Here is a 12,147-nt window from a genome sequence, read left to right on the forward strand (position 1 = left end):
CCACGCGTCAGTGCCGCACCAATCTAGGTGGGGCCCGTGTCGGCGTGGAGACGCACCGAGACCGTCTGCCGCAGGTGGAACTGTTCAACGACCACGTCAAGCCGCGATTCCAGCACCCCAACACTGGCGAGCGGCGGGATCGAACCCGCTTTCTCCGCCGGGCACGGCCCTTTTCTGGACGCCCATCGCGCTCCCCCGTCCCTGCCCGGCCCGGGCGTCAGTGCCTTGCGTACTCGCGGCGTGCTCCTTGTCCAGCGAGTCGGCACACCTGATCAGATTGGGGACACACCTGCGGTCAGCCCGCCGCAGACATAGACGACCTGACCGTTGACGTAGCCGGCTCGCCGGTCCAGGAGGTACCCGGCGCTGTGGGCGATGTCGTCTGGCGTGCCGATGCGGCGGACCGGGACGGCGTCGACAATCTGGTTTATCCGATCGGGGTCGTTGGCCTTCGTGAACAACTCGGTCGAGATGGGACCGGGTCCGATGGCATTGACCGTGACACCGAGTGGTCCGAGTTCCAGCGCCCACCCCTTAGTCAGCCCGATCAACCCGGCCTTCGACGCGGCGTACGCCGTTCGGAGCGTCTTGCCGAGTGCGGCCCGAGAGGTCATGTTCACGATTCGTCCGAACCTCGCTTCGGTCATTGCTGGGAGCAGGGCCTGCGTGCACTGAACCGCGCAGCGCAGGTTGAGGGTGTACGCCGCGTCGACCTGATCGAGGGTCTGCTCGGACAACGGTCCCGGGTATACCGCGCCGACGTTGTTGACCAACCGGGTAATAGGGCCGCCAGCCAATGCCTCCTCGAGCGCCGCGGTTGTGGCTTCGGTGTCGGCGAGATCGGCGACGATGCTGGTACCCGCAGGAGCCTGGTCCCGGTCCACGACGATCACCTCCCACCCGCGCGCCAGGCCTTCCTCGACGATGGCGCGGCCGATGCCCGACGCTCCACCTGTCACGAGCATGCGTTCAGGAGGCACTTCACACCGTCGCAATCGGGGTCAGCGGCGACCCGGTCGCGCCGGGAAGCCGTAGTGGAGGGGCAGTGAGGAGGAAGCGGAACCGGTGACTCTCGCGCAGGTACTTTGCGAGCTCGGAGAGCCACCAGAGCTCACCGAGGTGCACGCCGAGCCGGAAGAGACACAATTCGTGCAGGGGCAGTGCCGGGGCGCCGCGAACATGGTGAGGTGACGGGAATGCTTCGACGGCGTAGTTGTCCGCGGCGATCGCCGCCACGCCGCTCTCCCGGACCCAGCTCTGAAGATCAGGATCCGCACCGTCGAGGACGGCACAGACATCGAGCGAACCGGGGCCCGGCCGGCCGTTCTGGCCGAGCACCGCACGGGCGAATCCGGTGTGCAGAACGAGGATGTCGCCCGGCTCAACGATGACAGCGTCCTCGTCGAGCACGCGCGCGAACGCCTCGAATCCGACCACCGTACGCCCGGTACCGAGGTGTGCTTCGAGGTCGACGAGGACCGCCCGGCCCTGAACGCCGTGGCGGGCCATGTGACTGATGTCCACGGGTCCCGCGTTCGAGGTCGAAGCGGCACCCTCAGCGGCGCCATCGAGGCGGCAGAGGCTAGTCAGACCTGCCGAGCCCGTATCCTGCGGTCCGACCACGTCGACTCCGGCGCGCCAGCCGTTGTAGTAGACCTGTTCCGGAATCCCGTCGCCGTCCGCGTCGAAAACGGCTCCCGCGTGGCCGAACGCGTCCCACTGCGTCGAGTACTGAGTGTGCAGGACGACCAGGTCGTCGCTCATCACATCGGTCGCCCCCGGCACAGCAACCGACATGGCGCAGTTGAAGTTCACGACACCAGCCCGCAGGGACGGCCTCACAACGGGCGGGAAGCGGTTCGGGTTGAGGACGGTACGCCCAGGTAGGTCAAGCGGCAGAGACAGGCTGAAGACCTTCCCGTCCTGCACTTCGGCTATCCCTTTGCGGACCTGCTCCGGTCCAATGAGGTTGAGCCGTCCCAGGACATCGTCCGGGTCCTCGAAGTCACCCCAGGTCGAACCGGACGGCCGACGGCGCCAGCGTTGCACCGCGCGTCCTCAGGACAGGACTTGGTGGATCTCGATGACGTTGCCGGCGGGATCGGTGAGGAAAATCTGGTCCCAGTTCTTCACCGCCCACTCGCCGTAGTCGGAGAACGGAATCCCTGCCTTGGTCAGGTGCTTGCGCACTGCGTCGAGGTCATCGGTGCGGAAAGCGAAGTGACCGGTGAGCAGCGGGTTGATCACGTGGCCCATACGGGGACCGAGATAGGCCTGCCGCCGACCGGCGTGGATCTGCGCTTCGTCTTCGCCGCTCGCGTCGAAGAATGCAACGTTCGCCTTCCACTTTCCCTCGTCCTCGGACTCAGTCAGGTCGTTCTGGTGCGCGAGGTGCTCGATCATCGGGGGCAATGGCGCCGTCTCGAGACCGAGCACGTCACGGTAGAACCCGTGGAGTTCGTCCATGTCGTCGGAGACCACGTTCACGTGGTGCAGACGCAGCTTCATCGAGGTCGGTCCTTCCGTAGTGACTGTGCACGGTCGGCGTCGAACTCCGGTTCGGCCGACTCCTCGTTATGCTGCCTGCCCGAGCCTTACCAATCCAATACCAATGCCATCCGTACTGATACCTCGCGGATAAGAATGAGGGAGGTGTGCCCGTGGACCTGCGTGGCCTTGAAGCGTTCGTCGCGGTCGCCGAAGAACTTCATTTCGGCCGGGCCGCGGCCCGGTTGCACATGGCACAGCCGCCGCTCAGCAACCGCATCAGCCAGTTGGAGAAAGAACTCCGGCTCCAGCTCTTCCAGCGCAGCACGCGCAGCGTGACCTTGACCGGCGCAGGCGACAGGTTGCTGACGCCTGCCCGGCGTGTGCTCAACCAAGTCGCCGCGGTGCGGGAAATGGCTTCGTCGATCGTCTCCGGGGAGGAGGGGTGCGTCCGGATCGGCTTCGCAGGGGCGTCGAGTCGGCGAGCGCTGCCCCTGCTTACCAACGCCGTCCGGCGGGCTCACCCAGGCATCGAGCTGGACCTGCAGTCTCAGACGTACGTCTACACCGCGTTCGACCTGCTGGCCTCGGGCGACCTCGATCTCGCGTTCGTCCGGGTGCCCGTGACGGACCCCCAGCTCAGCTACCGCATCGTCGAGGTGGAACAGGTGCTTTGCGCACTGCCGGAAGGCCACCGCCTCGCTCGCGAGGACAGCGTGCGCCTGGAGGACCTCGAGGAGGACGGGTTCGTCAGCCTTCCGGAGAACAGCAGGTCCATGTTGCGGGCCACCATGCACAGCATGTGCCTGTCCGCCGGCTTCCCTCCGCGGATCACGCAGGTCGCCCCGGACTCCGCCACGGTGCTCGCGCTCGTCGCCGCCGGGGCCGGCGTCACCATCACACTTAGTTCGGTCTGCCCGGTCCAGAGCGTCGGCATCGTCTACAAATCCATTACCGGCACCGGCCCCAGCCACCTCTTCGCCGCGCTCGCCTGGAGGACCGACAACACTTCACCGGCTTTGGAGAAGGTCCTCGAGATCGGGAAAGCGGCGCTGCCGACACCGGACTCATATGGACTCGATATCAGCGAATCCGAATTTAGTGTTGGACAATAAAAGATGCCAGTCGTTAGCTACCCCTTGAACGCGGCGAGCACAGTTGCTCGCTAGTAGAGGGAGTGAGTTCGATGACCGATCTACTCGCCGACAGCAGTGCCTCCACCGTTGCGGTGGTCGGGTTCGGCGCGCTGGGGACTCCGATGGCGCGACGGCTCGCCGCTCACCGCCACACGGTCCTCGCTGTCGATCCGAACGCCGGTGCTCGGGCACGAGCCGAGAGGGAAGGCATCCAGGCGCTCCCCGACATCGCCGATGCGCCAATATGCGACGTCGTCCTGGTGCTCGTGGCCACTGGCCAGCAGCTTCTCGACACCGTGAAGTCCGGAAGCGCACACCGTCGCGTCGAAGGCGAGACTTGGGTGCTCTCCTCGACGGTTGGCCCGCAGGCTGCCCGCGAGGCGGCGGCGGCGCTGGTCGACGCCGGTGCAGGTGTGATCGACGCACCGGTCACTGGCGGTACATCGGGCGCAGAGAGCGGAACGCTGAGGTTTCTCGCCGCGGGTTCACCCGAGCTGATCAGTTCACAGACGCCGATTCTCTCGGTCCTCGGCACAGTGACGCCGGTGGGCGAGCGCCCCGGCGACGGCCAAGCCACCAAGATGGTCAATCAGCTCTGCAGCTCCGTGCATCTCGTCGCCGCCGCGGAGGCGATTGCCCTGGCCAACCGGCTGGGGCTCGACCCGGCCAGGACCGTCGATGTGATCAGCGGCGGCTCAGGAGCCTCCTGGTTCTTCGACGAGCGCGGGCCACGCATGGCGGAGCCCGGGACAGCACCCGAAGTGCTGACCCGCCTGGCGATTCTCACCAAGGACAACAGCTTGGTCGAGCAAGAGGCCGACGCACACGGGGCCCACGCCCCCCTGCTCAAGGCAGCTAAGCAGCAGTACCAGCGCGCGTCGGAACTGGGTCTGCTCGAGGCCGATGACAGCCAGATCATCCGGACCTACCTCGGCTGACCCGCCTGCGGGCAATCGCGGCGAATGGCCTTCAGCGACCACAGCAGGGAACCCTTTCATGCGGATCACCGACGTACGGGCCATCCCGTTCGCCATCCCCTACCGCAAGCCGCTGCACTTCGCGAGCGGCCACATCGACGTGGCCGACCACGTGCTCGTCGAAGTCGAAACCGAAGACGGTGTCGTCGGTGTCGCCGAAGCCCCTCCCCGCCCCTACACCTACGGCGAGACACAAGCCTCCATCGTCGCGGTCATCGACTCCCTGTTCGCCCCGCTCATCCGGGGCATCTCGATCCTCGCGCACGAACAGGTAGGCGCGAGACTCGCGAGGACAGTAGGGAATCCCACCGCGAAGGCCGCCATCAACATGGCGATGTGGGACGCCTGGGGCAAGACCGCCGGACGGCCGGTGCACGAACTGCTCGGCAACTACACCGATCGGCTCCGGGTCAGCCACATGCTCGGATTCGATGATCCGGCAGCAGTGGCCGACGAGGCGATCCGCATGCGCGAGGAGTTCGGCATCACGTCGTTCAAGGTCAAGGTGGGACGCCTGCCGATCGAACTCGACATCGCCGTGTGCCGCGCGATCCGCGGAGCAGTCGGCGACAACGCCGAGCTCTATCTCGACGGCAACCGCGGCTGGCCGGCGTCCGACGCCGCCGCCGCGCTTCGGCAGCTCGACGACCTCGGCCTGTCTCGGGTGGAGGAGCTCTGTCCAGCCGACGACATCCTTGGTCGCCGTTGGCTCGTACAGCACTCGTCCATCCCTTTCGTGGCGGACGAAAGCACCCCAACTCCTGCTGACGTTACCCGCGAACTACTCGCCGGGGCAGCCACCGGAATCAGCATCAAGACCGCCCGCACCGGTTTCTCCGACTCCCTCCGGGTTTCTCACCTCGCGGAGGGATTGGGCGTGGAAGCGGTGATCGGCAACCAGATCGACGGCCAGGTCGGTACCGCTTGCTCCCTCGCCTTCGGGGCTTCTCAGCAAATGACCTCCCGGCGGGCCGCCGAATTGTCGAACTACCTCGACATGGTCGAGGACCTCCTGACAGAACCGCTCCAGATCACGGGCGGAGTGATGACCGTCCTTCCCGGACCGGGGCTCGGCATCGAGATCGACGGGAAGAAATTGAACCACTACCGGACGGACCGCTGAACCTGCGTCGGGCATCACCCTCAGCCAGAAACGAAGGAAAGCGATTCAATGACGAATCATTCCGGCGCATTGACGCCGACCGACATCGAAACGCGCATCTACCGCAAGATGCTGCTACGCGTCATTCCGATCGTGATGCTCGGAATGTTCATCTCCTACATCGACCGGGCCAACATCGGCGTCCTGGCCGAACCGATGTCGAAGGATCTCGGGCTCACTGCCGCGACATTCGGTCTCGCCGCGGGCCTGTTCTACATCGGCTATTGCTTCTTCGAGATCCCTTCGAACATGGCTCTGGCCAAGTTTGGCGCGCGGCGGTGGATAGCGCGGATCATGGTCTCCTGGGGTGTAGTGACCATGCTGATGGGCCTGGTGCAAAACGAAACCACCCTCTACATCGTGCGCATCATGCTCGGCCTCGCCGAAGCCGGATTCTCCCCCGGAGCACTGCTGTTCCTTGCGATGTGGTGCCCGCCCCGCATGCTGACGAAGACCTATTCCATGGTGAACCTCGCGGTCCCCGTGGCCCTTGCGGTCGGGTCGGTTCTGACCTCAGCGCTGCTGTCGCTCGACGGCTTGCTCGGCCTCGCCGGGTGGCGGTGGGCCTTCCTGGTGGAAGGACTCCCCGCCATCCTGCTTGGGATCTTCATCTGGCGGCGGCTCCCCAGTTCGCCCGCCGAAGCCAACTGGCTGGATGCCTCGGAGAAGTCGTACCTCGCCGAGACGGGTGTCCAGCGTGGAGACTCGTCAGCCCATAAGTTCCGGCAGTTGCCGGCCGTGCTGAGGCGCCCCGCGTCATGGCTATTCACTCTGCTGTACTTCTGCATGACCATCGGATACTGGGCGATCACGTACTTCCTGCCCACGATCGTGCAGGAGCGGTTCTCACTCGACGCTGCCGGAGCGGGTTTCGTGTCCGCCATTCCCTGGGCCTTCTCGGCGGTAGTCATGTTGCTCGTCGCGAAGAACGTCACGCGGACCGGCGAGCGCACCTGGCACCTGACCATCCTTCAACTTGTCGGCGCAGTCGGGTTGATCGTAGCGGCCACGACCGACAACGCAGTGCTCGCCCTGGCAGGCATCGGCCTCGCCGGTGCCGGCTTCTTCGGCTCGCTCTCGACCTTCCAGTCCATGCCGGCGCAGGTTTTCGCGGGGGGCCTAGCGGCGGTGTCGCTCGCGATGATCAACGGCCTCGCCAGCCTGAGCGGCCTCGTTGGCCCGTACGTCGTGGGCGTGCTGAAGGACGCGACAGGCTCCACGAACAGGGGACTGCTCATCATGTCAGCCTTCTTTGTGGCCGCAGCGGTGCTGACTTATTTCATGAGCAAGTGGACGGACAAACTGACCGGCGGCCTGAACCCGAACATCTCCGAGAGCGCGGCGAACTCCACCGTCGCGCCCGCAACAGCGTGAAAGGCCAATTCACATCGCTGTACGCTCTGGGAATCCGGCTTTATGCCTCGATGCCGTTGGCGTGCCTCGAGGGATCGAGCCTGTCGTAGAATTCGGGTCGGTCGGGGTACTGGAGTACAGCTCCAGCCCACCCCGTGGCGCCGTCAGTGCCACGGCAGTGGCCAGGCCACCCACCGTGCCGCCGACGGCAAGCCGATCCGGGTCGATGCCCAGCTTGATTTCGTACTCATGCCCAGAAGCACGCGCAGCTGGAATGACTCGGTTACGAGACTAGGGATCCGAAACCATCCATGCTGCAGTTGCGCAGATGGCGCCCTTCCTCATCGGGGTGAGACACAACAGGTCGTGAGTGCCCGGATGCTAAAACGTCCTCGCCCATGCTTCAGAGAGACCCCTCGTCATCGTCCAGTCCGAGCTGGCGCAGACGTCGGTAGAGGGTGGTCCTGCCTATGCCCAGCAAAGTCGCTGCCTCCGACTTGTTGCCCCCGGCGACGTCGAGCGCCTGAATGATGGCCTCGCGCTCTGCCCTCTCGATCATGGTGAGATGACGTCGCGGCGGCGCCTGCCGCAGATGTTGCGGGAGGTGTCGACGCTGGATGACGGAGGTGGGAACTTCGCGCGCCAAAGTAGCCAGCGTTTCGGCGAGTTCAGCAATGTTGCCCGGCCAGCCCCACTGCATGAGGGACTGAAGCGCTGCCGGTGACATCGTGTGCCGTCCCTCGGGATCGACATTGTCGAGAATTCGCTTGACCAGGCCCGGCACTCGCTCGGGAGCCCGCGACAAGGCCTCGGTGCGTTCCGCCGGACCGACCTCGTCGATCAGGGCTTGGACTGCGGCGGACGCGTTCCCCCGAGAGACCGTGAGGAGGAGGGCGTTTGTCCGCTGTCCGGTGACCGCCGCAGCCCGATGGTCGGCGACAAGACGTGACAGCTGGTGGGCATAACGCTCAGGAAGATCCTCGACGCGACGAAGCAACACATCCGTTCCACCCGCCAGGAGATCAGCGAGACCGGACCATGGCGTTGTCAACGTCGGAGAGACAGTGACCTCCTCGAGGCACGCCCCGTGCGCGCGGTGCGCGTGCAAGCCCCGGGCGACCGTCGCCCTGCCCGATCCCCGCGGACCCTCGACGACAACCAATCCGTTGTCGGCGACCCCGCCGCCGACTGAAGACGTGACCGGACCGATGGCTGGTGGTGGCGGAGTCGTCAGGTCGACCTGTCCTCCAATGCCCTCCTTCAAGGCAGAGAAGTGCAGCACGAAGTGCACTCCCGGCCCGTCGAGCACCCGATGCGCCGTAACCTCCGCGCCCGTCCCGTCCAGGACAAGCTGCGCGACGGTACTCGACGACCAGTTGTGGGCGTTGAGCATCTCCCAGAGCGCGACGTGCGAACTGACATTCACGTACGGAAGCCCAGGCGTGTTGGCCAGGAGAGATTCGCGGTCCATCACCACCGTCGGTCGCCTCGAGTTCGTGAAACGCATGAACGACATCGCCAGGGCGAGGTCCTGAGGCCGGGACGCAGACCGGAGTCGTTCCTCTATTTGCTGACCGATCTCCCGTGTAAGGGAGAGCATGAGCGGGTTAGCGGTCTCGCTCAGCCCTCCGAGCGAGACCGAGCCGATGACAGATCCTGCAGGCGCGCATACGGGGGCCGCGGCGCAGGTGACGTCGGCCAGTGCATCGTTGTAGTGCTGGCTGCCCTCGATATAGACAGCACGCCTCTCGATCATCGAAGTGCCGAGCCCGTTGGTGCCAACCGAGTCCTCGGAGTAGTCGAAGCCTTCGGCAGCGTGAACGCGATCCAGACGCCGTCGCAGGCTACTGCCACCTGCGCGGCGGACGACGATCCTGCCCGCGCGGTCACTCAGAAACAGCGTGGTCCCAGTGTCGGTCAGCAGGTGCTGCCAACGATCAAGAACGGGTTTGGCTGCTCGACAAAGGAGGGAGTCCGTGTCGAAATCCTGGTAGCGCTGACAAAGGGACGCGTTGTCGACGCTGTTGCTGATCGACCTGCGCCAGCTGCGCAGGACCAGATCGGGCACCACCCCATCTGCACGAACCTCGCCAAGGAGACCGACGCGCATCAGCTCTTGACGTGCTTCTCGCACCAGATCAGGCATCGCACTGCCTCCTCCACTTACCCAGCTACCACCCTGTCCCCCGAAGACCAGGCAACTCCAATACAGAAAGTGTCTGGGTTTTTGCGTGCCGACTAAAGATCCTGGTCACATCCCGTTAACGTGCGGTGTTTCATGTTGAAACACCGCTGCTCCGCTGCTTCCTCCCACGATTGTGCCTCGCCAGTGAAGTAGTCCGCACAGGTCCACGGACGCCCCCGGAGGAGCAAGCGCCATGGATGGAACCCGCATCCGAACAGATATGCCAGCTCGACGCCCTCTTCTCCGGGACCAGTTTCGGCGGTATCCGGATGCTCTACAAGCTGCGCAACCAGTTGGGCTTGACGCGATGGCCATCGACAAGGCGGCCAGCGTGGCGACACATGGGCACTGGAACAAGTACCCCGGTGCGCTCTCGGACTCCGAAGACCTCGACTATCAGTACTCGTTGGACCAGGAGCTGTACGAGCAGCCTCCGTTGAAGACCAAGTTCGTGCATCAACCGGAGATTCTCGACTACGTGAACGCCGTCGTGGATCGCCACGGCATGCATGACCTCATTCGGCTTGAGGCTGGCCTGACGGCAGCCGAGTTCGACGAGGTCTCGGAAACCGGGCCCGCCCGATCACCCGCGACGAGGGCGAAGTCGTCCACGTCGCGAATCAAGTCGAGATCGGGATGTTGGGTGTAAAAGCCACAATCATGGGCGCCCGGACATGCCGTTCGAAGGTGCCAAGTACTTAGCGATCGGACAGAAGCCCGGCCGCTTCGGCCTCGACGAGTTCTCGAACAAGAAGCTCGTCCACTACGCCTGAGACCCCCGACTACAGAAGCCTGGCCGCTCCCACTACTGCAGGCACAGCCCGGAGCGGCGCGAGATGAGGAGGAGCCATGCGCGCTGCCGTCTACTACGGCAACAAACATCTGGAGATAGAGGACCGTCCCGAGCCCTCACCGGGTGCGGGGCAGGTCAAGGTGCGGGTCAGCCGCAACGGCATCTGCGGCACCGACCTTCACGAGTACTACGACGGCCCCATATTCATCCCGTCGGCCGACCCGCACCCGCTCACGGGGAGTCGCATGCCTCTGATCATGGGGCACGAGTTCTCCGGAACGGTTACAGAGATCGGCAAGGGTGTCACCGACGTGCGCGAAGGTGACCACGTCACGATCGAACCGGTCTATCGGTGCGGCGAGTGCCGCCCCTGCAAGACCGGCCGCTACAACGTCTGCAACTTGGTCGGATTCCACGGCCTCATGGCCGACGGCGGCATGGCCGAGTACACCGTGGTACCCAGCAATCAGGTGCACCGCCTGCCCGACAGCGTCCCGGTCGAACTCGGCGCATTGGTCGAGCCGATGTCGGTCGCCTACCACGCCGCCCGGCAGGCCGATGTGGACGAGCAGGGCAGCGCTCTCGTCTACGGCGCCGGCCCGATCGGGATCGGGCTCTGGTTCGCACTACGCAGCATGGGTCTGACCGAGATCGACGTCGTCGAGCCGTCGGAGACCCGTCGACGGTCGATCGAGGCACTTGGTGCGCGAACGCTCGACCCGACAGCCGAAGACATCCCAGCGCTGATTGCGGACCGGACGAAGGGAAACGGCGTCGACGCCGCGTTCGACGCGGCGGGTGTGGAGCCCGCGGTCGCGTCGGCTCTCGAGTGCGTCGGCGAACACCGGCCGCTGGTCAGCGTCGCGATCTACGACAAGCCGCTGTCCACTCCGCTGATCAACCTCGTCCTGCGCGAGCGCCGGATCCTGGGAACGCTCTGCTACACCGCCGAGGACTACAGCGCGGTCATCGACCTCATGGGGCGGAACCACTACGACACCACGGGGTGGGTCGAAACCGTCCCCCTCAGCGGCGTGGTCGATGAGGGATTCGAAGAGTTGCGAGCCGGCCGCAAGATGAAGCTGCTCGTCGACCCCACGGCCTGACCGCCTGCGTGAGCCTCCTGGAAGACGCAGCCAAGACAGGTTCGCCGCAGGACTCACAGCGAGCAGTCCGTGCAGCCGCAATCGTGCACCTTCAACGTGCCGCTGCCTGTGCCACGCCTCTCAGGAGACGACGTGCGAACCCAAAAGACTGGAGACAAACATGACCGTTGCACACGTCACCGGTGCCGCCCGTGGGATCGGCAAAGCCATCGCCTTGCGGCTTGCCCAGGACGGCCACAACGTCGCCGTCTCGGACCTCCCGGCGATGAGTGAAGCGCTTGAGGAAACGCGCAAGGTCCTCGAGTCCCACGGCGTACAGGCCATCGCCGTTACCGGCGACGTCTCTAACCCAGACTCCGTCCGAAGGCTGGTCGGCGACACGGCCGAACAGCTCGGATCCCTCGATGTGATGGTCGCCAACGCCGGTGTCGCACAGACGAAGGCACTGCTTGACGTCTCACCCGAGGAGTACGACCAGATTCATGCCGTCAACAGCCGCGGCGTCTTCTTGTGCTACACGGAGGCGGCACGGCTAATGATCACACAAGGAGCCGGTGGCAAGATCATCGGGGCCTCATCGATCGCCGGTCACAAGGGCTTTGGTTTGTTGGGCGTCTACAGCTCGTCAAAGTTCAGTGTCCGCGCTCTTACACAGGCGGCCGCCCAAGAGTGGGCCAAGCACGGCATCACGGTGAACGCCTACTGTCCAGGCATCGTTGACACGCAGATGTGGGTGGAGGTCGACCGTGACCTTGGCGCGATCAATAACGTCGGTGAGGGCGAGTCCATGAAGGCCATGGCCGAGGGCATCACGCTCGGTCGCGTTTCCACTGGTGAGGACGTGGCGAGCTTCGTCTCCTACTTGGCGGGGCCTGACTCCGACTACATGACGGGCCAGTCCGTGCTCATCGACGGTGGAATGCTTTTCGTCTGAGCCTGGACTCTTAA

The 12,147-nt window shown here is 64.9% G+C and carries 11 protein-coding genes; 7 read left to right on the top strand and 4 right to left on the bottom strand.

Annotation, left to right across the window (positions count from 1 at the left end):
- Nucleotides 1-272 precede the first annotated feature (272 nt).
- From EV375_RS03120 to EV375_RS03130, 3 genes are read right to left on the bottom strand one after another with little or no spacing between them, the layout of a single operon-like run.
- Nucleotides 273-965: an SDR family oxidoreductase gene (locus EV375_RS03120; RefSeq protein ID WP_130298082.1), complete on the bottom strand. Its 693-nt coding sequence runs from the start codon at nucleotides 963-965 to the stop codon at nucleotides 273-275.
- 16 nt (nucleotides 966-981) lie between these two features.
- Nucleotides 982-2,049 carry a cyclase family protein gene (locus EV375_RS03125; RefSeq protein WP_130298083.1) on the bottom strand — a complete coding sequence of 356 codons (1,068 nt, stop codon included), beginning with the start codon at nucleotides 2,047-2,049 and terminating at the stop codon, nucleotides 982-984.
- Between the two features lie 9 nt (nucleotides 2,050-2,058).
- A complete protein-coding gene (locus EV375_RS03130) occupies nucleotides 2,059-2,508 on the bottom strand; it encodes a VOC family protein (RefSeq protein WP_130298084.1) in 450 nt (149 codons plus the stop codon).
- A 152-nt stretch (nucleotides 2,509-2,660) separates the two neighbouring features.
- Between EV375_RS03130 and EV375_RS03135 the strand changes: the two genes are divergently transcribed.
- The 4 genes from EV375_RS03135 to EV375_RS03150 all read left to right on the top strand — a co-directional run bounded on the left by EV375_RS03135 (nucleotide 2,661) and on the right by EV375_RS03150 (nucleotide 7,136).
- Entirely contained in the window at nucleotides 2,661-3,602 is a 942-nt protein-coding gene (locus EV375_RS03135) for a LysR substrate-binding domain-containing protein (protein WP_130298085.1), read from the top strand.
- 71 nt (nucleotides 3,603-3,673) lie between these two features.
- The gene (locus EV375_RS03140) at nucleotides 3,674-4,561 is read left to right on the top strand and encodes an NAD(P)-dependent oxidoreductase (protein ID WP_130298086.1); all 888 of its coding nucleotides are present in this window, start codon (nucleotides 3,674-3,676) and stop codon (nucleotides 4,559-4,561) included.
- 58 nt (nucleotides 4,562-4,619) lie between these two features.
- Nucleotides 4,620-5,723 carry an enolase C-terminal domain-like protein gene (locus EV375_RS03145; RefSeq protein WP_130298087.1) on the top strand — a complete coding sequence of 368 codons (1,104 nt, stop codon included), beginning with the start codon at nucleotides 4,620-4,622 and terminating at the stop codon, nucleotides 5,721-5,723.
- 48 nt (nucleotides 5,724-5,771) lie between these two features.
- The gene (locus EV375_RS03150) at nucleotides 5,772-7,136 is read left to right on the top strand and encodes an MFS transporter (RefSeq protein WP_130298088.1); all 1,365 of its coding nucleotides are present in this window, start codon (nucleotides 5,772-5,774) and stop codon (nucleotides 7,134-7,136) included.
- Between the two features lie 382 nt (nucleotides 7,137-7,518).
- On the opposite strand, the gene EV375_RS03155 is transcribed toward EV375_RS03150, so the two are convergent.
- On the bottom strand, nucleotides 7,519-9,261 hold the full coding sequence (locus EV375_RS03155) for a helix-turn-helix domain-containing protein (RefSeq protein ID WP_130298089.1): 1,743 nt from the start codon (nucleotides 9,259-9,261) through the stop codon (nucleotides 7,519-7,521).
- A gap of 346 nt (nucleotides 9,262-9,607) precedes the next feature.
- Here EV375_RS03155 and EV375_RS03160 point away from each other — a divergent pair, with 346 nt between their 5' ends.
- The 3 genes from EV375_RS03160 to EV375_RS03170 all read left to right on the top strand — a co-directional run bounded on the left by EV375_RS03160 (nucleotide 9,608) and on the right by EV375_RS03170 (nucleotide 12,133).
- Nucleotides 9,608-9,949, top strand: a complete 342-nt coding sequence (locus EV375_RS03160) for a hypothetical protein (protein WP_130298090.1) — start codon at nucleotides 9,608-9,610, stop codon at nucleotides 9,947-9,949.
- A gap of 200 nt (nucleotides 9,950-10,149) precedes the next feature.
- Nucleotides 10,150-11,199, top strand: coding sequence for a 2,3-butanediol dehydrogenase (locus EV375_RS03165; RefSeq protein WP_130298091.1), 1,050 nt, complete (start codon nucleotides 10,150-10,152; stop codon nucleotides 11,197-11,199).
- Nucleotides 11,200-11,359: 160 nt separating this feature from the next.
- Entirely contained in the window at nucleotides 11,360-12,133 is a 774-nt protein-coding gene (locus tag EV375_RS03170) for an acetoin reductase (RefSeq protein WP_130298092.1), read from the top strand.
- Nucleotides 12,134-12,147: the final 14 nt, after the last annotated feature.

It is taken from the genome of Streptomyces sp. CNZ301, assembly GCF_004217425.1.

Coding starts and splice junctions, on each gene's coding strand:
- EV375_RS03165 (WP_130298091.1), top strand. CDS start 10,150: ATGCGCGCTGCCGTCTACTACGGCAACAAACATCTGGAGATAGAGGAC.
- EV375_RS03145 (WP_130298087.1), top strand. CDS start 4,620: ATGCGGATCACCGACGTACGGGCCATCCCGTTCGCCATCCCCTACCGC.
- EV375_RS03130 (WP_130298084.1), bottom strand. CDS start 2,508: ATGAAGCTGCGTCTGCACCACGTGAACGTGGTCTCCGACGACATGGAC.
- EV375_RS03120 (WP_130298082.1), bottom strand. CDS start 965: ATGCTCGTGACAGGTGGAGCGTCGGGCATCGGCCGCGCCATCGTCGAG.
- EV375_RS03140 (WP_130298086.1), top strand. CDS start 3,674: ATGACCGATCTACTCGCCGACAGCAGTGCCTCCACCGTTGCGGTGGTC.
- EV375_RS03170 (WP_130298092.1), top strand. CDS start 11,360: ATGACCGTTGCACACGTCACCGGTGCCGCCCGTGGGATCGGCAAAGCC.
- EV375_RS03160 (WP_130298090.1), top strand. CDS start 9,608: ATGGCCATCGACAAGGCGGCCAGCGTGGCGACACATGGGCACTGGAAC.
- EV375_RS03155 (WP_130298089.1), bottom strand. CDS start 9,261: ATGCCTGATCTGGTGCGAGAAGCACGTCAAGAGCTGATGCGCGTCGGT.
- EV375_RS03150 (WP_130298088.1), top strand. CDS start 5,772: ATGACGAATCATTCCGGCGCATTGACGCCGACCGACATCGAAACGCGC.